20 protein-coding genes and 1 pseudogene are annotated in these 20,189 nt (G+C 63.6%); 3 read left to right on the plus strand and 18 right to left on the minus strand.

What is annotated here, in order from left to right; genetic code table 11:
- Window positions 1–1,160: 1,160 nt before the first annotated feature.
- The 8 genes from CVM52_RS02770 to CVM52_RS26770 form a co-directional block, all read right to left on the minus strand.
- On the minus strand, window positions 1,161–2,342 hold the full coding sequence (locus CVM52_RS02770) for a relaxase/mobilization nuclease domain-containing protein (RefSeq protein WP_100161066.1): 1,182 nt from the start codon (window positions 2,340–2,342) through the stop codon (window positions 1,161–1,163).
- On the minus strand, window positions 2,339–2,869 hold the full coding sequence (locus CVM52_RS02775; RefSeq protein ID WP_100161100.1) for a MobC domain-containing protein: 531 nt from the start codon (window positions 2,867–2,869) through the stop codon (window positions 2,339–2,341). Before CVM52_RS02775 ends, CVM52_RS02770 begins: the two co-directional genes overlap by 4 nt.
- A 269-nt stretch (window positions 2,870–3,138) precedes the next feature.
- Complete coding sequence (locus CVM52_RS02780) at window positions 3,139–3,426, minus strand: hypothetical protein (RefSeq protein WP_100161067.1); 288 nt, start codon at window positions 3,424–3,426, stop codon at window positions 3,139–3,141.
- Window positions 3,427–3,438: 12 nt separating this feature from the next.
- Window positions 3,439–4,479, minus strand: a complete 1,041-nt coding sequence (locus CVM52_RS02785) for a ParB/RepB/Spo0J family partition protein (protein WP_100161068.1) — start codon at window positions 4,477–4,479, stop codon at window positions 3,439–3,441.
- A 3-nt stretch (window positions 4,480–4,482) separates the two neighbouring features.
- A complete protein-coding gene (locus CVM52_RS02790; protein WP_100161069.1) occupies window positions 4,483–5,223 on the minus strand; it encodes a ParA family protein in 741 nt (246 codons plus the stop codon).
- On the minus strand, window positions 5,198–5,386 hold the full coding sequence (locus tag CVM52_RS26520) for a hypothetical protein (protein ID WP_133119771.1): 189 nt from the start codon (window positions 5,384–5,386) through the stop codon (window positions 5,198–5,200). The genes CVM52_RS02790 and CVM52_RS26520 overlap by 26 nt, the downstream gene beginning before the upstream one ends.
- A 235-nt stretch (window positions 5,387–5,621) precedes the next feature.
- Window positions 5,622–6,596 (minus strand): ArdC family protein, encoded by a 975-nt coding sequence (locus CVM52_RS02795; RefSeq protein WP_306372745.1) that lies wholly within the window; start codon window positions 6,594–6,596, stop codon window positions 5,622–5,624.
- Between the two features lie 338 nt (window positions 6,597–6,934).
- Window positions 6,935–7,087, minus strand: a complete 153-nt coding sequence (locus CVM52_RS26770; protein WP_172720886.1) for a hypothetical protein — start codon at window positions 7,085–7,087, stop codon at window positions 6,935–6,937.
- Between the two features lie 1,013 nt (window positions 7,088–8,100).
- Between CVM52_RS26770 and CVM52_RS02800 the strand changes: the two genes are divergently transcribed.
- The gene (locus tag CVM52_RS02800) at window positions 8,101–8,400 is read left to right on the plus strand and encodes a hypothetical protein (protein ID WP_100161071.1); all 300 of its coding nucleotides are present in this window, start codon (window positions 8,101–8,103) and stop codon (window positions 8,398–8,400) included.
- A 269-nt stretch (window positions 8,401–8,669) separates the two neighbouring features.
- Here CVM52_RS02800 and CVM52_RS02805 read toward each other — a convergent pair whose 3' ends face one another.
- The 5 genes and pseudogenes from CVM52_RS02805 to CVM52_RS02825 all read right to left on the minus strand — a co-directional run bounded on the left by CVM52_RS02805 (window position 8,670) and on the right by CVM52_RS02825 (window position 12,697).
- Window positions 8,670–9,599 (minus strand): DUF2493 domain-containing protein, encoded by a 930-nt coding sequence (locus tag CVM52_RS02805; protein ID WP_100161072.1) that lies wholly within the window; start codon window positions 9,597–9,599, stop codon window positions 8,670–8,672.
- A gap of 879 nt (window positions 9,600–10,478) precedes the next feature.
- Complete coding sequence (locus CVM52_RS02810; RefSeq protein WP_100161073.1) at window positions 10,479–10,946, minus strand: DUF411 domain-containing protein; 468 nt, start codon at window positions 10,944–10,946, stop codon at window positions 10,479–10,481.
- 11 nt (window positions 10,947–10,957) lie between these two features.
- Window positions 10,958–11,353, minus strand: a pseudogene (locus tag CVM52_RS02815) (heavy metal translocating P-type ATPase); the annotation flags it as partial.
- The gene (gene lspA / locus CVM52_RS02820; protein ID WP_100161074.1) at window positions 11,346–11,846 is read right to left on the minus strand and encodes a signal peptidase II; all 501 of its coding nucleotides are present in this window, start codon (window positions 11,844–11,846) and stop codon (window positions 11,346–11,348) included. The gene lspA and the pseudogene CVM52_RS02815, both read right to left, overlap by 8 nt.
- Window positions 11,843–12,697 carry a cation efflux transmembrane domain-containing protein gene (locus tag CVM52_RS02825; RefSeq protein ID WP_036708216.1) on the minus strand — a complete coding sequence of 285 codons (855 nt, stop codon included), beginning with the start codon at window positions 12,695–12,697 and terminating at the stop codon, window positions 11,843–11,845. Before CVM52_RS02825 ends, lspA begins: the two co-directional genes overlap by 4 nt.
- 56 nt (window positions 12,698–12,753) lie before the next feature.
- Here CVM52_RS02825 and CVM52_RS02830 point away from each other — a divergent pair, with 56 nt between their 5' ends.
- Window positions 12,754–13,098 (plus strand): ArsR/SmtB family transcription factor, encoded by a 345-nt coding sequence (locus tag CVM52_RS02830; RefSeq protein WP_054522777.1) that lies wholly within the window; start codon window positions 12,754–12,756, stop codon window positions 13,096–13,098.
- On the plus strand, window positions 13,095–13,283 hold the full coding sequence (locus tag CVM52_RS02835; protein WP_035746442.1) for a multicopper oxidase domain-containing protein: 189 nt from the start codon (window positions 13,095–13,097) through the stop codon (window positions 13,281–13,283). The genes CVM52_RS02830 and CVM52_RS02835 overlap by 4 nt, the downstream gene beginning before the upstream one ends.
- A 319-nt stretch (window positions 13,284–13,602) precedes the next feature.
- Here CVM52_RS02835 and CVM52_RS02840 read toward each other — a convergent pair whose 3' ends face one another.
- From CVM52_RS02840 to CVM52_RS02860, 5 genes are all read right to left on the minus strand, one after another.
- A complete protein-coding gene (locus tag CVM52_RS02840; protein ID WP_240620844.1) occupies window positions 13,603–14,109 on the minus strand; it encodes a JAB domain-containing protein in 507 nt (168 codons plus the stop codon).
- Between the two features lie 40 nt (window positions 14,110–14,149).
- Window positions 14,150–14,380 carry a hypothetical protein gene (locus CVM52_RS02845; protein ID WP_100161075.1) on the minus strand — a complete coding sequence of 77 codons (231 nt, stop codon included), beginning with the start codon at window positions 14,378–14,380 and terminating at the stop codon, window positions 14,150–14,152.
- Between the two features lie 149 nt (window positions 14,381–14,529).
- Window positions 14,530–15,258, minus strand: a complete 729-nt coding sequence (locus tag CVM52_RS02850) for a DUF736 family protein (protein ID WP_100161076.1) — start codon at window positions 15,256–15,258, stop codon at window positions 14,530–14,532.
- A 118-nt stretch (window positions 15,259–15,376) separates the two neighbouring features.
- Window positions 15,377–15,655: a hypothetical protein gene (locus CVM52_RS02855; RefSeq protein WP_100161077.1), complete on the minus strand. Its 279-nt coding sequence runs from the start codon at window positions 15,653–15,655 to the stop codon at window positions 15,377–15,379.
- A gap of 208 nt (window positions 15,656–15,863) precedes the next feature.
- The gene (locus CVM52_RS02860) at window positions 15,864–20,120 is read right to left on the minus strand and encodes a strawberry notch family protein (protein ID WP_100161078.1); all 4,257 of its coding nucleotides are present in this window, start codon (window positions 20,118–20,120) and stop codon (window positions 15,864–15,866) included.
- Window positions 20,121–20,189 lie beyond the last annotated feature (69 nt).

A 20,189-nucleotide genomic window follows, 5' to 3' on the forward strand; every position in this document is an offset into this window, starting at 1 on the left:
GTCCCTTTTCGATCAGCTATCGTGGCTGTTCTCTTGCTGATAGCCGTCGATGGAGAAGTTCTGGGACCGGTGCTTCAACCGCTAAGAATCCTGTAAGCGCCAGAAGTTCAGTGGCGTTACATGTTCACTGATCGTGCATCCGTTGACCCAGAGAGGGCCGTAATCTTCTCGATACACGACAAAGGCCCTGTTAGGATTTGGGAGGGTGATCGAGCCTAAAAACCAGCGCCGACGTCCCGCTGCGCTGTTCGATGGAAAAGGGCCCGCGACAAGTACTCGGCACAGAAAACGGTATACAATCCGGCACAATCGCGCTCAGGCACGATGTCCCCGAAGCGCAATGTCCATCGATAATTGCGGCCCTTGGCGCATGAGCGCCGACGTGATCTACGCCTGCATATACGATCGTCTGAGATGATGGATAAGAGAGCGTATCATGCGCATGAGCTGCATGAGGAATAGAACTAAATCCGACAGTTAGTGCCACGACAATCATTGCGACTGTTCGCAAGACCACAACACACAGATTTTTTGATCGATTCCAGCGCAAGGGGAACTCCTTTGGTCAAAGCTACCCGACCATCGCCTTCTTTCCTTGATCTAAATCAACACTGATGAATCCAGGAGCTTTCGCCAACTCTTGACCCTGGACTGGAGCGCATATTCAATATGCGGCGATTTCTGCGGTCATGTCGATCCTTGCTTGCGCAAGGTGGTAGTAGCTGATGCCAGAGTGGTGGCCGTACCAGCCCTCCAGAACTTCTGGTGGTGCCCGCATAGCCGTCCATCAAGCCGCTTATGGCCGCTTCCGTGGAAGAAAACCCGTTCGCTTGTGCAGAAACAGGCCACTTGGAAAGGGCGCGAGTGCCCTTCCCGTCAGGGCTGATCGATGGAGCGAAGCAGGTGGCTCTGTGGTGTACGATCCTCGAGTGAGAACTCGCAAAACAGCGCTGGCTGCACCTTCTGCCCCGGCCCCATCCTTGCCAGTTCCTTCCACACTATACGGGAAGTGAAACATATCCAAAGGGTCTTAAATCAGGGGCGATTTTTCACCAACATGGGCTCAAATTTGCCGTTCGCCGCAGATCGCCCGGACGGCCGATTCTTAAATTTGCGAGGCCGTCGAAGTGCTTCGTAGTCCTCGCATGCCGCAACATCCTCTATCTTTGACGCCCACCCCTGTCAGGACTTCCTTTTGACAGGTCCTGCTGACGCTCTGGGCTATCGGTCGGTTTTCCGCGCTCGCGAGGCGCAGAACGCGCTGCATCCTGCCCCGCTAGAGAACGGGCCATCTCGGCACGTTGCGTCGTCGTCTCGGTCAGCCGCGCTGCGAACCGTTTGGTTTCCCGCGCCAGGTCACGGTCGTTCGGGTCCGCTGATCCTGCCAAGATCGTTGCGGCTTGGTCATACGTTGCCATCACCCTGTTGCGCCGCGCGATCAACGCGTCATCCCATGCCTTCTGCGGCAGACGTCCACCGTTGTCTTCGAGATCGCGCCGAACTTGGCGCATCTTCCGGGCATCGGCCAAGGGCTTACCGCCCCGTTGCCTGATCTTGTAGACAGGCGTGACCTCTCCCCGGCGCGTCACGCCTCGGGCATGGCGCGGGGTGGATTCCGCCTCGATCCCGCGGGTCCGGAGCTTCTCGGCGAACGTGTCCCGCAGGCGTTGCAGATCAGCTTTCCGCAGATTCAGCTTCTCGCCGTCCTCGCCCACGGTGCGAAGCGTCAGGTGCACATGGGGATGATGCGTATCCGTGTGCAGGGCCATCGCGTAGTCATGCCGCCCTTGGAACTCCTGCCTTGCCAGCGCCCTGACCGCGTCTTTCACCGCTTCCGCATTCGCCGTACCGGGCATCGAGAACACGATGCTGGTCGTGATCCTCGTCCGGTCCGTGGCAGAGCCTTCGCGTCGATCCTCGTCGTGTTTCTCTATCCACTCGCGATAGATCGCGCCAACCTGCGTACGGCCGTTGAAGGCCTCCCCGCGATCATTCTCGACCTCAATCTTGCCGTTTCGGCTGATATAGGCGAGATGCTCCGAGGCCCTGACCGCTTCTGATGCTCGGCTGACCTTGATCGGATTGCCGGACTTGTCGTTCTTGGCGGGCTTGGACACCTTCACCATGACCTCCGGCGCGCCTTTGACGATACGGGCCAACCGCGCCTTATCAGCCGCCGAAATCGTCTGCGCCTGCGCAGTTGCACGATCCGCATCCTGGGCGCCAGCCTTGCGCTTTCTGCCCCCGCTGTCGACGGATCCTCCAGCCGGCTTATTCAGCTTTCTGTTGGCCTCTGAATCCCAGCAATCCTGGAACCCCAGCTCCGACTTGAAGTCGCTCATGACTGATCATCTTCCCCTGACTGAAACCGGAAGCGACCTTCTGCATAGACGCTGAGCGCCATGCGCAACTTGGCGACGTCCTGGCGCAGGATCTCGACCTCAGCCTTGGTCAGTTCTGCGCCCGCGCCCGTGAGCACACCTCGGTTCAGCGCATAGGCAATCTGGTTGGCGTTGACGGCCAGGCCGCGAAGCTGGCGGTAGGCCGCGCGAACGCCCCGTCTCTCGCCCGCAACCATCTGCGGTGCATTGCGCATCCGGGCCGACAGCAAAGCGGCAGCCCAAGTGGATGCCGTGACGCCTTGGGACTGCGCCTCTTCCTCCAGATCCTGCCGCACATCGGCAGCCAGTCGCACAGTCACCTTGCCCTCTCGCCGCGCGCGGGAAGTCGGACGGCTGGGCGGCGGCGCGGCCTCGTCCCCATCCAGCGCCAGACTGATCAGGCGCCCCAAAAGGACCGACACTGTTTGCCCTTCTGATGCCGCCAAGGCCGCCAGCTGCGCATGGCGATCAGGCGGCAGATAGGTCATCGCGGCTTTCTTCTTTGTCGGCATTCTAACTCAAAGGTACATTACGTGCTGGCGCTTAGCCTATCCTGCATTAGTCACAACCCTAGCCCCAAACGTGGTCCGGGACCACGTTTTCCGCGCTCTTCGTCAAGGCTGGGCAAGATGCCGCCGCGGGCGCGAGATGCGGTCCCAGACCACATCGAAAGCACCGTGATCCGACGCTGGTCGCAAAGAAAAACGCACCGTCCGGAGGCGGTGCGTTTCGATCCGTCAGGCCCGCGTTCCGAGGGCTAGCCCCAGAGGAAGAGCAGTCGATTGCGCGGGGTGACACGGAAGACGAGGCTGTCGAGATAGAACGACAAAGCGCTCAGGACGACGAACACGCCGGCCATCAAAACCGGCGCGATGACTCGATAGACGAACGGGATCTGATCGGCGGCAGCAACGCCGTAGCCGGTAAAGATCATCACGGCCCCGGCCAGCGCGGCGACCAAGTGCAGCACCATCAGCACCGTGAGAGCCGCCTGAACCGGCGTGCGGATCAGCAGCATTGCGTTCCAAAGCGCGATCTTCACCATCTCTTTTCCTCCTCAGTTCCGGAGCAGTTCCACTAACTCGACCTCGGCCAGCGGCACCTCCGCCAGCCGCCCCTCCCCCTCGAAACGGATCAGGACAGACTTGGTGTTCGAGGCAGGCTGATCGAGCAAGGCCCTGCCAACCTGTCCCGCGTGACGGACCAAAAGGGCGGGCGAGGCGCTAACGTCGCGAGGCCGGGGCGCGGTCTGAGAAGCTGCCGCAGTCGCTTCACCTGGCTCGCTTCCCTGCCCTTCCGCGTCCCTCCTCTCGGCGCTCGCATCAGAGGTACCTCTCGGGGCTTCCACTTGAGGTCCGAAGGGTTCAGGCGGTGCGGTCGCACTCATGTCGTGCGCGGCCTGTTTGGCTTCGATCTCTCCCCGCAGACGCTCGACGGTCACGCGAGAAATATCCCCCGCCTCGGTTTCACTGAGAAACTGCCGAACGGCGGCTTCGTCCTTCTTCCAGAGCGTGTTCAAGTCCGACAGGGCGCGGATCGGAGCGTTCCGGGCGGCTACATCTCGCAACGCATCCGGCATCTTGGCCAAGGCGGCGAAGCGCGACACCTCACCTTCGTTCCAGCCAAGCGCCTCGGCAATCGCGCTGCGCGACTGGCCCGCTGCCCGCATCGCGGCAACGGCCTCCGCGACCTCCAAAGTCGTCAGGTCGGCCCGCTGCACGTTCTCGGTCAGCTGCGCCATGCGCAGCGCGTCCGTCATCTCGCGAACAACGGCGGGGATCCTGGTCAGCCCGGCCAGCTTCGCAGCCTGAAAACGCCGCTCACCCATGATCAACACGTGCTTCCCGGCGGCGTCGGCCGGCTGCACCGTGATCGCCTGAAGCACCCCCTGGGTCCGGATGCTCTCCGCCAGCGAGGCCAGCTGATCCTTGTCGAAATGCCGACGGGGCTGCTCAGGGTCAGGTACGATGGCGTCGAGCGGGATGTCACGCTGCCCGGCCTGCGCCGGTTTGTTCTTCCGCGTCAGGGCCGCGAGATCGCCGCTCTTCTTGAGACGGTCGAGCGTCTGCATCGTGCTGCCAAATTTCTTCTCGGCCATGGCTCAATCCTCCTTCTCGATAGCCTCGATGAACCAGTCAAAGAAGGCGCCGAACTCGGCGGCGGCCTCCTTGCCGCTGGCGGTCGGCACCTCGAACACCGGGATCCCTTCCGCTTCTGCCGCTTCGTACCCGACCCGGTTCCGGATGGCGTGCGGCACCAGAAGGTTGGAATAAGACTCCGCAACGGCCAGCAGCGTCTCGCGCTCGCTCTTCTTTACGGCGTCGAAGCGCGACGGCAGCAGGCCCAGGAACTGGATGCCCTCGTTGATCTCCTGCACCTGCACGAAGGCTTTCAGAACGCCCTCGACGCCATCCAGCGAGAACCGTTTCAACTCGATGGGCGACAACATGAAATCCGCCGTCAGAAGCGCGCCGTAGACCAGCGCCGAGAATGTCGGCGGCGTATCCACGATGCAGAAGTCCGCGCCGTCCAAGCCGTCCAGCGCCGCAACGGTGCTTTGCAGCACCGCATCGTCCGAGCTGACAGGCACGTCGCGGTCCCCTTCGATCAGGACGACCTCGCCGGGGTCGACGGAAAAACTCGGTGCTTCGCCACCCTCCAGCATCTGTAATGCGTTTCCGACGACCCGCGTGCCGCCCAGGGCGCTGGTGAGGTTGCGTTGCCCGTCCAGATCAACGGCGATCACCGAATAGCCTGCGCGACCAAGGTAAAAGGCAATCTGGCTCGCTACGGTCGTTTTGCCGACGCCGCCTTTGTTATTCGCGATGACGATCGTCTTCACGGTCTGCTCCTTCCTCGTCAGTCTTCTGGCGCAAGCCCCAAAGCTCAAGCGCCTCTAGGACGATCTCGCCCATCGTCGTTTCCCGCTCGAAGGCCTCGCGCTTCAGGGCGCGATGCACGTCAACGGGCATATTCATGGAAAACATGCGTGTTGGATTGCGCATCGACCTCTCCGCAAAACGCAGTCGGATTTCGGCTGACATATGCGCGGCACCCTGATGCAGGGCGACTGACCTCGGCCCTGGGTCGCCGCGGCGAGACGTCTGTCTCGGCGCGGCAAATTTTTCCTGGGGCCAGGCCGCGTGCCTGTAGTGGCGTCCATAGAGTCATACATGTGTATGGACTTCAAACAGGTGGGGCCCGCGAATGCGGGCCCCTTGCGAAGTCTTGCCGATCTGCTCAGGCGGCGCGTAAAGCCCCGCCGACGGCGGCGGCCTCCAGAACAAAGTCTGCGGCCTTCTGCGCGGCGCTCGCGGCCTTGAAGATTGCCCGCTTGTCCTCTTTCAGCACCCCGAGCCAGCTATCGAGGTAAGATGCGGCTTCATCGATGGTCGGCTCGACGCCGATGCGCGCGCCAAGGAAGCAGCTGCCAATTTCGGCAATCAGCTCTTCGCGGGCATAGTCGGCCTTGGTGCTACCGACCTTGAAGCGATCCAGCCGCGACCGATGCCCTGTCCAATGCGTGACCTCGTGGCAGAGCGTTGCCGTGTAGTGCTGCGCCGAGATGAACGCGGACACGGGCGGCATCTGGATCCGATCCTCCGCCGGGATATAGCACGCCCTTACACCGCCATGCGTGACATTCGCCCCGACCGCTTGGAAGAAAGCATCAACTTCCGGCAGGGGACGGGTGCCAAGATCCTCCTGCACCTCCGGACGGGTGTAAAACTGCTCGGGCAAGCCTTCAATCTGGTCCGCGTTGAAGACGCGATAGGCGCGCGCATAGGGGATCGCGACCGCCTCGCCGTCATTATTCTCACGCTCGACGGTCCCGTATTTCACCACCGTCGAGGACTTCTGCCCCTTGCGCACATGCGCGCCAAGGTCCTTGGCCTGCTTGAAGGTGAACCAATGCGCCGAAGCAAACCCGTTGGCATGGGCGGCAAGCCAGAGCATCAGCACATTGATCCCCCGATAGGGTTCGCCATTTGCCCGCAGCGGGAATGTGCCGCCCTGCTCGCCGCCGGTCCACGGCTTGCGCCACGGCGAAACGCCCGCCTCCATCGCCTCGATGATCTGGTTGGTGACGTGCTGGTAGATGTCGAAATCCGATTTAGCCATTTGTGGCCTCCTGACTGGTGGGACGGGGAGGCTTGGAGCCCTCCTTCCGCCGATGGGCTGCGCCTCGGCCACCTGATCCGACCGAAAACGCATGTTTTCGGCGGAACAGAGTGGGAGAGGGCGAAGCCCGACCCACGGGCCTGAACCGGAAAGTCAAAGGATCGGAGACGAGGTTGGTGCGGCCCGCAGGCCGGAGGCCGAGGACACGGTCCTCGTCGGAGACGACGCGTCTGCGCGGCGCTTGTCTTTTGACTTTCCGGGGCAGGTCTGTTGGGCGGACCAGACCAAAGAAAACTGCCAGGGCGGGGGTGAGCGGGCGCAAGCCCGTCGATCCCCTGTCCTGACCTCTGAACACATGTGACCCGCGCAAACTGCGCGGGTCTCTTCTGATCTTTACGGGAAGTTCAGCTAGCCGAGGCCGGCGGCCGCCATCAGCCCTCCTCCGGAGGCCGATCCAGGTTGCGGGAGTAGCTGACCTCGACCTTGAGGAAACCGGGGACGCTGAGCGCAACCGAGATCTTGAGGTTCGCTTTGGTGGTGAGGCTTCGCAGGATTGAGCGCAAACGGGCGATGATCTTGTTCATTGTGGTGCTCCTTTCGGTGCTGGATGATTTCGGGAGATCACAGCGACGGCCCAGACCGGACGGGTGCACCGCCTGCGGTCGCAACGAAGCGCAGCACAGTGGAGAAGGGCTTGCCCTTGCACCGGGACGTGGCCGGCGCACGCTCTCCCAATCAAATCGCCACACCGCGAAGGCGCTTTCGCACACTGACGGATGCCCGAACCTGCGCGTTCCTTCCTACGAGGCCTTGCCTCCCGAACCGACCGCGAAATGCGGGCCAGACCTTTGGCCGAGACGGAGGCCCCTGAGCGACCATTCGGCCGTGCTGAGGGCTGGCTCGGAGAGACTGACCGCAGCGCCCTTGGCCGAAGGGAGCGCGGGGGTGTCCGGCTCGGGGTGGAGGGCGGCGCCGCCGACCGGAACCTCGGCACGCGGTCCCGCGCCCACGCGGGATTCGCCCAGAACCGACGTCCCGCCGCGGTTTCCCACAGGCCCCTCTCTCGAGACTTGGGGTCTCGTTCGGGGCCTGCTCCGGCCTGGAACTCCGCTCCCAAGGTCGCTCCGTTCCAGGCTGGAAAACCGCTCGCCCCCATCCGTCCGTCGCACATAGCCCCGGCGGAAATTTGGAGCTGAATTGCAGTCGCAGCGCGCGCTCCAAACGAGGAATACACGGAGAAGCTGATCTTCAGCCTTTCCCAGAGCTGAGACACATTCAAAAACATATCGACTTTCAGTGGCTTGCCCTGACGTTGATTGGCGTCTTTCCGCGCAACGATGGAACAGCGAGGTTCAACCTCAGACTGTTTCAAAGTAGCAATTCCGGGCTTGGTTCTTGGTGGTGAATGCCCAGGATGACCGCTTTTCGCGACTGCCTCAGTGAGGCCGCGAAGACCGGCGTCATGGGCTCCTGACCGAGAGCCAGCATGACGTTCTCAGCCAACCGCGTCTTCCCGAGCGGCGAGCCGACACGACCCGTTGCGCCGCCGGGTACCCAACCTGTGGCACGACACAGACGAACCAAGAAGGAGGTATGAATGGACCAATCGAGCGAGTCTGTCCGACAACCGAAGCGCGCCCTGCTACTCGGCAACAGGGTGCGCCAGTTCATCAAACGCGGGGGCCGCCTGCGCTACGAACCCCATAAGGATCCTGCGAACGGCAAAACCGTCTGGGTCGTCATGGGCGTCTTCCCCGACGAGACGGAAGAGCCGGTGTTCACGACGTCGTCCGGCGAGCACAAGCACTTCCGCTCGGCCGATGCCATGATCCAATATCACCGACAGATGTGCCCGGATGAGGATGTGCTGATCGTTCCGATGCCCACGAGCCATTAGCTCACGGATTGGAATGGCCCCTCCCGGGGCCATTTCGCCGCGGCAGCGGCTCCCGCGCGGACAGCGCCAGTCCTGCCGGGACAGGGCCTCGGGCCCTGACGCGGCAGGACACCAAAGGGCCGCCTCAAACGAAATGACCCCACCGAAGCCGAGCCGGAACGCCCTCTCGCCGGTCAGGGAAAATCATCCTCAGCCCATCTCTTCCAACGGCTGGCAGGCAACGCGAAAGGGCCGGAAGGAAGGGCCGCCCGAAGGCGACCCTCTCTCGGTCATTCATCCGATGCCTTCTTCGCAGGATCGGCGACCCGCATCACGGTCAAACCCTTCGCCTCGGCCTTCTGCCCGAGGTTCAGCGCCACCCCGTTGCCGCCGAAGAGCACAACACCCGTCGCGGCGAACTTGTCGTCGAGCATCTCATCGTTGCATTTGAACGGCGCCGCCCGTCCATGTGCGGACCAGCGCGGATCGAAGCGCGCCTGCGCGACGCCGCGCGCCCGCGCCCACCGTGCCGCGATCATCTCGGCACCATGCTTGCCGCCCTTGTGGCAGAGGAAGATCTCCTGATTGCGGTTCTGCCGGATGCGCTCCCGAACCTTGTCGAGCGTGTTGAAGATGACGTCGATATCAGTCCAGTCGGTGGCACCCGAGACGATCAGGGGCACCCCCTCGACCTTCGACTTCGTAGCCGTTTCGCGATCATGCTGTTCCAGGAGCTGCTGTGCCTCGAAGACCGCCCCGGTCTCCTGCGCCCGGACGCTCGCCCGCGAGCCTGCGGCCGGGATGAAGGCATGGCCGGTCTCGACCTCGTAGCATTCCGCCGCCGCCTCGGCCATCGTCTCGACGGCTCCGACGATTTCCCTCAGCTGCAGGAAGCGGACCTGGGCCTCTTCCAGCGCAGTCTCCGCAATCTCCGATCCGTCGTGCGATTTTGCGAGTGCTCCGATCTTGTCGGCGGTGCGGTCAAGCTCCTTGCCGAGGGCGACCTTGCGACGCTGCAGGATCGTGGCGAACCCATGCGCGAGCGGTTCGATCTCGCCCTCGAGCCCGGTGCCGCGCAGCTGCCCGAGCAGCGCCTCGAAGGTCTCGCGGGTGATGCTGTCCCTCAGGATGTCGTCTTCGGGGATCGGCAGGACGGCGCCCTTCTCCGTCAGCCCGAAGAGTTCGATGGTCTCGTAGGCGGTTGCGTTGTCGTAAGCCATGTCGCTATCTCCAGATGGTTGTGGAGCCACCACGTGAGTGTGGGGGCATGGCCGTACGTCTGGTTCACCGAATCTGTCCGGGTCAGGGACGGCGAAGCCGCCGGCTTGCCGGGCGCAAAAGTTTTCCGGGCGCGCCGCCAACCACGGGCGCGCCGTCGATCACTGGGCTGACACCTCCGCGCGCACCGCCCTTGCCGAAAAGTTTTGCGATCCTTGAGGCGGGCTGATTTGGGGGCCATCCGGAGGATATGCTTCCGCGCTCATGTGTGTGTGTTTGACGGTAGGTTTGCCCGACACGAGCAGGCAAACGCCGCGACCGGACGCGGGAGACGGATGAAGCGGAGGGATGGTTTTGGCCTCTGGCCAAAACAGACTGGAGCGCAATCCGGCGGAGCGGCCGGGGCGCGACGTGCTCGCGAGGCGGGCAAACCGGGATGCCGGGTGCGACGCCGCGGTGAGGCCGCATGGCCGAATGCGCGATCGGCCAAGGGCCGATATCTCCCCTGCGACACGCGAAGCCGAGCAGGGGAGGCCGTCAGGCATCTGGCACCACATTCGGAGCGATGACCGCCGCTCGTATTCTGTCCCGAGCTGATTTCGGTTGTCCAAGCGAGCCAAGTGAACCAAGACGCAAACAAAGAGGAAGGGTATGTTCCATGACACCGAAGTGGCCTGAAATAACGGAGGGCCATCGGGACGGTTTTACATTGCTCTGTCCTAAACTTCATAAGCACTGCGTCTGACCAGATTACCACGCCGCAGCGGACGTTCGCTGCGGGAGGCGCGAGCGTCGTTAGTGCGGACTTTCCTGACTTTCGCTGCGACTGCGCGGTGTGAGGTTTGTGCAGTGGCCCCACAGCGATCCTGAGATCGGCGCCGTCAGGCAGCCTCGTAGCTGGAGAAGATTTCCGTCCTGCCATCTCCGAGGATCAGGAACACGTCGTAGGCTTCCCGCTCATCCTCTGGCCCCATGCCCGGTGATCCGTAAGGCATCCCAGGCACGGCGAGACCGACGGCATCGGGGCGCTCGGATAGCAGCCGTCGAATGTCGGCCGTCGGCACGTGTCCTTCGATCAGGTAGCCCTCGATTTCGCCGGTGTGGCAGGAGGTCATGTTCTGGGGGATGCCGTTCTCGAGCTTGTGCCGGATCAGGAGGGTGCCGAAGCTGCGCTCGGTGGTGACCTTAAATCCGTTCTCTTTGAGGATCTCGATCCAAGCTGTGCAGCAGCCACAGTTCGGGTCTTTCAGAACGTGGATCGCGGGAGAGCTTTGAGACAGTCCGGCGGTCGGTGCCGTCGCGGCGAAGCAAGCGGCGGAGGCCATCACGGCGCGGCGGGTGAGGGTCATCAGGGTTCCTTTCAGGTCTTTGCGGCGGCGCGATCGGGGCGTGTCTCAGCGGTCAGATCGACGTGACCCGCAGGTTCAGGCGTGCCGGTAGGACGGAAGAACAGCAGCCGCAGGGCGTTCATCGTCACCAGCAAGGTGGCACCGGTATCCGCGAGGATTGCGATCCAAAGGCCGGTGATCCCGAGCACGGTAGTCACGAGGAATATCGCCTTGAGGCCGAGCGCAATCGCGATGTTCTGGCGGATGTTCGAAATGGTCGCACGGGAGAGGCGGATCTTGCCCGGCACATCGGTCACACGGTTGCGCAGGATCGCCGCGTCGGCCGTCTCGAGCGCCACGTCGGTGCCCGAGCCCAAGCGTGCTGTCGATGCCCTTTGCGGATGGAATGCTGGACATCGATTATTTCCCCGTAACGTTTTCTTCTCGGTGGTTACGTTCGGGCTTGTTCTGCGCCGAGCGGAAGCTGTCCCAGAACAGCAGGGCCGCACCGCAGAAAATCGCCACATCCGCAAGATTGAAGGACGGCCAGTGGTATGTTCGGTAATGGAAATCCAGAAAATCCGGGACGGCCTGATAACGCAGCCGGTCGAGGACATTGCCGAGCGCGCCGCCGATGATCAGACCGAGAGCGGCAGCCGTCAGCCTGTCCGGCGCGCGCCACAACCAGATCAGCAGCCATGCCACGATCACGCCAGCAAGCGCGATGAGACCCCACCAAGGCACGATCCCGCCCAGCATACCGAAGCTGACTCCATCGTTCAGAACCCGCACGAGATTGAGAAAGGGTAGAACCTCGACGCCGCGCTCAAGCGCCGGTGTGTTCAGCGCAAGCGCCTTGGTACCCTGATCGAGGCCGAACGCCGCGATCGCGCAGAGCCCGCCCAGAACGCGGCTGTTCATGCCGCTGCCTTCAGATCGGCCCGCGCATCGCGGATGATTGCCCAAGACGAGTGCAGGAACAGTCCGGCGATGCCGAAGGCGACGATGAGGTCCGGCCAGGCGCTGCCCAGCCACGCCACGAGACCGGCGGCAACGACAACCGCCGCATTGCCGATGGCGTCGTTGCGCGAGAATAGCCAGACGGCCCGCATGTTCGCGTCGCCCTTGCGGAACCGCAGCAGCGGCAGAACGGAGATGACGTTGACGACAAGGGCGATCATGCCAAGCAGGCCCATTAGACCTGCATCCGGCGTCGTCCGTTCGAAGACTCGCACGATGGTCGTGCCGAGGACGCCAAGGCCGAGCAGGCCGAGGAAGATGCCTTGGATCAAGGCCGACCGTGCCCGCCAGGCGAGGCTCCAGCCGATGGCCAGCAGGCCAAGGAAGGTGATCGCGCCGTCGCCGATGAAATCGAGCGCATCGGCCTTCACGGCCTGCGATCCGGAAATGAAACCGCCGATCATTTCGAGGACCCCGTATCCCACGTTCAGGATCACGACGATCCAGAGGGCACGGCGGTAGGCCGGGTCCTGATGGGCGGGATTCGGCGGAATGTCTTCATCGCCCTCGATCCGGTCGAAGCCATAGCCTGTCACCGCGACTGCCTTTTCGATGTCCGGCAGGCGCACTTCGGGTGCAGTCAGTGTCATGATGTGCGTCGCGGCCGACACTTTCACATCGCCGGGCGCGACCCCGGCTGCCTGTGCCGCCCGCTCGATCTGCGCGGCATCCTTGGCGCAATCCATACCGGAAACCCGGTAACGGACGGGCGGGACATCTGCCGTCGATCCGGCATTTTCGGTGTTGGCCATGGTCGCGCTATTCCTGCTAGGATGAATCGAAGAACAACATATCAGCGAGGAGTGATATGGCGCAATTGGTCGATGACCGCAAGAGCGCAACCATCGAGCGACGGGCGAAGCTGTTCCGCGGCTTCGCGGACCCGAGCCGCCTGGCCATCCTCGGTGCACTTTGCAACGAGCCATTGGCCGTTCACGAGCTCGTCGAGCGGACCGAACTATCGCAACCCAACGTCTCCAACCATCTGAGGTGCCTGCTGGACTGCGGGCTTGTCGCCAGCGACCGCGAAGGGCGCTTCATCCGTTACCGTATCAGCAACCCGCGCATCACGGTCCTTCTGAACGATGTGGACGCACTTCTCGACGTGGTCGCAAAGGGTGTTGAGGCGTGTGACAATTATCGTGAGGCGTGAGTCAGAACGGACGGCCGGTCGACTCGGCGCAGATCGGTTGGAAAGATGTTGTCCGTGTGCAGGGTCCGACCGGAATCCTGCTGAGGTTCGACAAGCTGGCTTCGGAAGAGACACCATTCATGTATCACTGCCACATCCTCGAACACGAGGATGCGGGCATGATGGGGCAGTTTACGGTCACATAACAGGACCCCACCCGCTCGACACCGGGCGTCGTCAAGAGCTTACGTCTTCTTGCGGCGTTCTATCAGGTGCCGGTGTCGCCTTGTTGAAACGCATTACGGAGTATGTCTAGACCCGAACGGAGAACACCTCGCTAAGCTGCGGGTCCGCCGAAGCGGCCGTCCAGTCGCTCGGCAGCATTCGTCAAAAAGGGCTCGGACCCGGCCTTCGCCGTAGGCTACCTGAACGGCGGCTTCGGCGCTAACGAGACAATCTCGGCGCGAAATCGAGCTTCCGCTCCCTCGTGCAACCCGCCAACCACGTCCTGAAACGCCCGCGACCCTAATCGTCCAACATCCCCGCCGCGCGCATGCTGAACACAGCCTGCTCCCGCCCGAAGCCGACGATGAGGTGATCGTGGACGGTGATGCTCATCACCCTGCAGGCGTCAACGATCTTCCGTGTCATGTCGATGTCGGCCTGGCTTGGCTGCGGATCGCCAGAGGGGTGATTGTGACAGAGGATGAGAGCAGAGGCATCAAGCACGAGAGCCGAACGCATGACCTCGCTGACATAGACCGGGACGTGATCGATGCTGCCCCGTGACATGATCTTGTCACGGATCAGCTTGTTCTTCCGGTCCAACAGCAGCACCCGGAACACCTCGACCCGTTCGCGGACGGCGTTCAGAGCCAGATAGTCGGTCAGCATCGTCCAGGACTGCAGCGCGGCGGTGGCCCGGGCATGCCTGCGCAGGATATCGCGAGCGGCGTCGATGGTCGCGATTTCGGCCTCCGACAAACCGGGCGCAGGCGGATCGATGATGTCGATGGGATCATGTCGTGTCATGTCGGTTCCAATGGTTTGAGAGTGGCACGGCGGGCGGCATTCAGATCATCCCGGAGATGACGAGGCCGGATTTCATGGAAGCGCGGCCGCAGGCCTCGCAGAAGCCGGCGCGCTGATCTGGTTCGAGATCGGCGGTGTGATCGCAATCGGACGCCACGCAGATCGCGGGCACGATGCTACCGACCGCATGGTCTTCCAGGAAGTCCGCGACCTCGGCGTAGCCTTCGGCCTCGGCGAGCTTGACCAACTTGGGATGGGAGAGATTGAACATCTATCTATTCCTTTGATGGGATGAAACGAAAAGAGGGGAGCCGCGCTGCTGCGGCTCCCCTCACGGGGCGTGCCTCTTGGGGACAGGGGGCACGGGTTTCAGGCGCCCCGATTGCTCGGGACGCCCTTTCGCTAGAATACTGCGGTTTGTCAGCTCACCAGGGCGAGGCCGGTGTTCTCCGACCTCTCCTGGCCAGCGCTCTCGACGAACGGGATGATCGAGAAGGTCTGGCCGCCGCGCTGCTCCTCATTCTGCACCGCGTTCACCCGCAGGTCGCCATCCGGCGTGTTGATGAGGAGCGATACGTAGTCGTTCCCGGTGCGATTGCTCTTCGCCATCCAGGCCGATCCGACCCGGATCGGGTGGCCCTTCGGCGAGCTCACCTCGATGCGGTAGTCGGGATGGGTCTCCTCGGTCTTGAAGCTGTTCTCGATGAGCATGAAGTCGAGATCGAACATCATGTTGGCGACGTAACCGGCGAAGGCGTTGTCCGCATCCATCGCCGTCAGCTCGCCCGAGATGGATCCGGATTTCATAGTGCAGTTCGAGACCAGCGGGATGATCTCGTAGTCATCGCTCTGCGCCTCCCGCGCCACCTTGCTCTGCACCGCATTGACGCGGAACGGGCCGAGGCCCACGTCGATCTGCATCGAGAGGTAGGGATTGCCGGTGGTATTGCCGGTCTCGTTCCAGGCCGTGCCGATGCGCACCTTGCGCCCGGACTTGTTGACGGCCGTCACGTCGAAATCCGGGCTCCGCTCGGACATCTTGGTCCGGGCCTCAAGCTGGATCGCGATGTCGAACCGGGTGGAGTGGATCATGCCGGTAAAGGCTGCGGCTGCGGTGTCGGCGGATTTGGTCAGAGTTCCTGCGAACATGGGTCTTCTCCTTGGGATTGCCGCTGCCCGGCTTCCTGCCTGAGCGCGCGGGATTGCTTTTCCGACCCCTCATGGGATCGCAAAAACCCAAAGCCTCCTCTCCTTTCTCTCCTGCCCGTCAGCCCGTCCCGGCGTCAGGATGGCCCTCCGACGTCGCCCCTCGCACCTCCCTTCCCTGCTCCCCGTCTGCTCCACGCGTGGACACCGATATGAAGAAGTCGGCCTCGGCCCCGTTCAGACGACGGCCACTCCGGTCGGTCAGACCGATTGTGCTGCCGTTCGACACATAGGTGATGAGGTATTGGCCGAGGGTATCGCGGTGCACCCGGTAGCCTTCGTTCGCCCAATGGACGGATTTGCCGGCATCCACGGCGGCCTTGATCTGCGTGACGTTCATTTTGATCTCCAGTTCCAGTTTTGACCTTGGCAATGCGGCGCGCTCAGCCCGCTATGTCGGCATCATGCCCGCAACGCTGGCCCGGCATCGGTGATGTGACGACGCCTCGCCTCCAGGCCGGGGCGAGGCGCCCGGGACAAAAACCCGTCGCGGCGCGCGGGCGTTAATGCCGCCGTCCACGTTCGATTGACCGGCACCGCTCAACCGCTTAGGCGGCGCGATCTGCCACCCTCGGAGAGCCCGCCCCCACGATCCGGCCGAGGATCGCGGCGGTCTCGACACCCTCCCCGTGCGGCACGAAGACCCGGAGCTGGTAGGCGATAATGTCGGTGAAACAGCCCAGAGCTTTCAGCCCGTCGATCGCACCCCGATCGGCCCCGTCGATCTCGAGACGGGCCGCGCCCGCGACCCGGCGGCGGGTGAGCGTGAGGCCCCGGCCCAGGTCGACCGGCGCGGTGGAGCCGAGCGCCGCCGTCAGCATCTCCTGCGGGGTCTTCGGTGTCCCCACCATGAACCGGGCACGCAGCGCGGCCGCACCGTCTTCGCTGACGGTCCGGCCGATCATGCTGCCCTGCCCTTCCGGCGTGACCCGGTAGATGCGCTCGTTGCCCGAAGGGATGTCCTTCCAGATCGGCAACAGGAGCCCGGTGAGGAGATAGAGCTTCGTCGTGGTGGTTTTCGGCAGGCTGTCGGCCTCCGCGTCCCAGAGACGCAGGAACTCGGGACGCGCGATCTCCTCCCAGGCCGAGGCCTGGTACTTCCCCTCCTCGACATAGGTCGATCCCGTCGGCCGCGTGACCTTGCGCATCAGCGTGACGATCTCCTCGTCATAGATCTGCATGGGCCGCGACGAGATCAGCGCCGCGCGCCCCGAGGCGCGATTGACCATCGGCAGCTTGTCGTGGTTTCGCTCCATCGCGTCATCCCCCGCGAGGACATGGACGGGGTCCGTCACCTCGAGCCCGATGATCCGCGTCACAGCCCCGGACCGTGGACAGGTCCAGAGGTCTTCGGCAGAGACCTGCTCGATCCTCTCGCCGCGCAGGGTCTCGACCCCGAGGTCGAGCGTGCCCGCGGCCCGCGCCCGTTCGGTCTGATTGGCAATCCGGGTCATGAACTCGGCGAAGAGCGCGTTCTGCATATGGATCGGCAGTGCCAGCACCCGGTTGAGGAAGCGCTGGATTGGCGGCAACTCTTCCAGCAGCACGCCGTCCTGATCAAGCAACCGAAGCGCGGTCCAGTCCGCGAAACGCTCATAACTCATCGCCCCGGCACGGCCAGCGGCAAGATCGGCGTAATAGCCGCGCAGTGCGGCCCGCGCGATCGGGCTTTCGAGATTATCCTCCTCGCGGAACATGCCCTGCGAGCCGGTCTCGCGCTGCCCCTTGGTGAGCGCCCCCAATTGGTCGAGCCGCCGGGCGATCGTCGAGGTGAAGCGCTTCTCGCCATGGACATCCGAGGTGCAGACCCGGAAGAAAGGCGCGCTGACCTGGGCCGAGCGATGCGTGCGGCCGAGCCCCTGGATCGCAGCATCGGCCCGCCAGCCGGGCTCCAGCAGGTAGTGCCGCCGCCGCTTCTGGTTCTTAGCCGATCTAGCGGCATGATAGGACCGGCCCGTGCCCCCGGCGTCCGAGAAAATCAGGACGTCCTTCTCGCCCTCCATGAAGGCCCGGGTTTCCGAGGAATTGCTGCTGGCGGACCGCTTCTCGGTGAAGAGCGCCCCGTCCGGCGACTTCAGCGGCCGGACTGAACGCCCCGTCACCTCGGCCACCGCCTCGTCGCCAAAGGCCCAGAGGATCTGATCGAGCGCGGAGGGGATCGGTGCCAGGGCCATCAACTCCATCATCGCCGCATCGCGCAGGGCTTCGGCCTCGCGCGAGACGACCAGAGCGCCATCGGCGTCGCGAAGCGGCTCTGCCACGACATTCCCGTCGATCTCGACGAGTTTCTGGGCGTGAATCGGAAAAGCCTGTTCGAGGTAGCCCAGGACGTAGTCGCGCGGGGTCAGCGCGCCCTGCGTCAACTCATCCTCGGGGTCCATCGCCTCCAGACGCCGCTTCAGGAGGCTCTCGCCGGTGGAGACCACCTGGATGACACAGGCATATCCATCCGCCAGATCCTCGCCGATGGCGCGGATGATGCTCGGGGCCTTCATGCCGAGGAGCAGGTGGTTGAAGAAGCGCTGCTTGGTGCTCTCGAACCGTGATTTCGCAGCAGACCTCGCCGCAGAGGCGTTCGTCTGACCGGAGGCGTCGTTGACGCCGGTCGCGGTCAACGCCGCCTCGAGATTGTGATGGATCGTCCGGAAGGCACCGGCATAGGCGTCGTAGATCTCGATCTGGGAGGGCGTGAGCGCGTGTTCGAGCACGTCATATTCCACGCCGTCGAAGCTGAGCGCTCGAGCTGTATAGAAGCCGAGTGTTTTAAGATCGCGCGCCACCACCTCCATCGCTGCCACCCCGCCGGCCTCCATCGCGGAGACAAAGCTCTCGCGGCTCGGGAAGGGATATTCCGGTCCCTGTCCCCAGAGACCGAGGCGGGAGGCATAAGCCAGATTGTGCACGCTCGTGGCCCCGGTCGCAGAGACGTAGAAGACCCGTGCCCGGGGCACTGCCAACTGCAAGCGCAGCCCGGCGAGACCCTGCTGGGAGGGTTTGACGCCCCTGCCCGCCTCAGACCCAGCGGCGTTCTGCATCGCATGTGCCTCGTCGAAGGCCAGCACGCCGTCGAACCCCTCGCCCATCCAGTCGAGGATCTGGCCGAGGCGCGTCGTCCCACATTTGCCCGCCGAGCGCAGCGTCGCATAGGTGACGAAGAGGATGCCGTCGCCCATGGATATCGGCTGGTCCGGCTTCCATTTCGAGAGCGGCTGGATATCTGCGGGCGAGCCGCCAAGATCGGTCCAGTCGCGGATCGCGTCCTCGATGAGCGTGGCGGATTTAGAGATCCAGACCGCCTTGCGCCGCCCCGCGAGCCAGTTGACCAGGATGAGCCCCGCGCATTCCCGGCCCTTGCCACACCCCGTCCCGTCGCCGAGGAAATAACCAAGGCGATAGGCCCGTGCGTCCGGATTATCGTCGGCGCGGGTCATCCGGGACTGGTCTTCGTCGATCGTAAACCTGCCCGGCAGGTCGCGTTCATGCGCGTCGTTCGCCATGAGGATGGTGTCGAGCTGAGCCTCGGAGAGATGGCCCTCCTCGATCAGGCGACCGGGAAGGCGCAGGTCAGCAGCGGCGGCGATCGACGGCACCGGCGGGGCCACCGAGGCCATGGCGATACTCTCAACCAGCGGCGTGGGATGCTCCTGCGCGCCCACAATCTCGATCCGCTGGGGACGATAGCGGGCATAGATATCCGAAACCGGGGTGTTTTCGCGGGGGGTGTCGAGGGCGGTGAAGGCCAGCGGGACGGCTGCCTGGGCTTTGGGTTTGCAGGTAGAGCTTGCGACAACCCGTCGATTGCGCGCGCCGGAAACGCCGACCTGACGCGGGATGGCCCGGACCTGTGCACGCGACTGAAGCGGAGCGTCAGATCGGGTCGCGGCGATATCATCGACGATGTGCTGCGCCGCCTCCAGATCGGCCGCAACCGCGCGGACGAACGCGACCTCCTCCTGCACCTTGTCGAACACCATGAGCTGGGTCTCAGCCGTGGTGCCGAGTTTGCGGTAGACATGACCCGGGATCGTGAGAGCGAGACGCGGCTTCGCGATGGCCGTGGCCCGCGCCCAATGGGCCGCATCCCGCTCCGGCGAGAATCCCGTCGGCATGATCGCCACGAGCCTACCGCCGGGGGCGAGCCGCTTGGCGGCGGCGATCATATGCTTTGCCGCGACATGCCTGTCGCGCGACCGATCGACCGAGGAGGCGAAGGGCGGGTTCATCACGATGACGCCCGGAAGATCAGCCGTGGCCAGAAGATCGTCGATATGCTCCGCGTCGTGACCGGTCACCTCGACCGAAAAGACCGCCTCGAGAAGCGCGCGGCGGAAGGGATCGATCTCGTTGAGCATCGGCTTGCCGCCCGCGCGCAGGGCAAAACCGGCCAGCGCGCCGGTGCCGGCCGAGGGTTCGAGGAAGGTCTCACCAGAACGTATGGCCGCAGCGCGAGCAACCAGCGCGGCATAGGACAACGGGGTGCTGAATTGCTGCAGACGGATTTGCTGCTCAGAGCGCCGCGTCTCGGTCAGGAGCCGCGAGGCCAGCAGTCCGGCAGAGCTCAGCGCGTCTTGGCCAGTTCTCTGCACAACCTGCAGGACCGCAGCGGCCTGCATCGCGTCATAAGCCATGCGCCAGGACCAGACGCCACCGGCATCGCTGCCGCCGAAGGTCTCACGCATGAGCCGTGCCAGAGACGAGCTCCTGAGCGGTCCTTCGGCGAGCGCGCTGCCGATCAGAGGCAGGGCCTGCCTGAGCCGAGCAAGTGATGGGATAACGGCGTCGGTGTTCATCCTACGATTGATCATGGGATCTGTCCTTCCAGTCAGGTTACGGGCCTGACAGGACAAAAAGCCGCCTTTCCACTTTCGGCAGTG

Source organism: Pseudooceanicola lipolyticus, from assembly GCF_002786325.1.
Taxonomy (GTDB): Bacteria; Pseudomonadota; Alphaproteobacteria; order Rhodobacterales; family Rhodobacteraceae; genus Pseudooceanicola_C; species Pseudooceanicola_C lipolyticus.

Excerpts from the sequence above, each read along its gene's own strand:
- CVM52_RS26520 (WP_133119771.1), bottom strand. The coding sequence starts at position 5,386 with ATGCGCAATCCAACACGCATGTTTTCCATGAATATGCCCGTTGACGTG.
- CVM52_RS02805 (WP_100161072.1), bottom strand. The coding sequence starts at position 9,599 with ATGGCTTACGACAACGCAACCGCCTACGAGACCATCGAACTCTTCGGG.
- CVM52_RS02840 (WP_240620844.1), bottom strand. The coding sequence starts at position 14,109 with ATGACACGACATGATCCCATCGACATCATCGATCCGCCTGCGCCCGGT.
- CVM52_RS02770 (WP_100161066.1), bottom strand. The coding sequence starts at position 2,342 with ATGAGCGACTTCAAGTCGGAGCTGGGGTTCCAGGATTGCTGGGATTCA.
- CVM52_RS02810 (WP_100161073.1), bottom strand. The coding sequence starts at position 10,946 with ATGACCCTCACCCGCCGCGCCGTGATGGCCTCCGCCGCTTGCTTCGCC.
- CVM52_RS02795 (WP_306372745.1), bottom strand. The coding sequence starts at position 6,596 with ATGCGTTTTCGGTCGGATCAGGTGGCCGAGGCGCAGCCCATCGGCGGA.
- CVM52_RS02860 (WP_100161078.1), bottom strand. The coding sequence starts at position 20,120 with ATGATCAATCGTAGGATGAACACCGACGCCGTTATCCCATCACTTGCT.
- lspA (WP_100161074.1), bottom strand. The coding sequence starts at position 11,846 with ATGAACAGCCGCGTTCTGGGCGGGCTCTGCGCGATCGCGGCGTTCGGC.
- CVM52_RS02825 (WP_036708216.1), bottom strand. The coding sequence starts at position 12,697 with ATGGCCAACACCGAAAATGCCGGATCGACGGCAGATGTCCCGCCCGTC.
- CVM52_RS26770 (WP_172720886.1), bottom strand. The coding sequence starts at position 7,087 with ATGAACAAGATCATCGCCCGTTTGCGCTCAATCCTGCGAAGCCTCACC.
- CVM52_RS02785 (WP_100161068.1), bottom strand. The coding sequence starts at position 4,479 with ATGGCCGAGAAGAAATTTGGCAGCACGATGCAGACGCTCGACCGTCTC.
- CVM52_RS02845 (WP_100161075.1), bottom strand. The coding sequence starts at position 14,380 with ATGTTCAATCTCTCCCATCCCAAGTTGGTCAAGCTCGCCGAGGCCGAA.
- CVM52_RS02800 (WP_100161071.1), top strand. The coding sequence starts at position 8,101 with ATGGACCAATCGAGCGAGTCTGTCCGACAACCGAAGCGCGCCCTGCTA.
- CVM52_RS02830 (WP_054522777.1), top strand. The coding sequence starts at position 12,754 with ATGGCGCAATTGGTCGATGACCGCAAGAGCGCAACCATCGAGCGACGG.
- CVM52_RS02775 (WP_100161100.1), bottom strand. The coding sequence starts at position 2,869 with ATGACCTATCTGCCGCCTGATCGCCATGCGCAGCTGGCGGCCTTGGCG.
- CVM52_RS02855 (WP_100161077.1), bottom strand. The coding sequence starts at position 15,655 with ATGAACGTCACGCAGATCAAGGCCGCCGTGGATGCCGGCAAATCCGTC.
- CVM52_RS02780 (WP_100161067.1), bottom strand. The coding sequence starts at position 3,426 with ATGGTGAAGATCGCGCTTTGGAACGCAATGCTGCTGATCCGCACGCCG.
- CVM52_RS02850 (WP_100161076.1), bottom strand. The coding sequence starts at position 15,258 with ATGTTCGCAGGAACTCTGACCAAATCCGCCGACACCGCAGCCGCAGCC.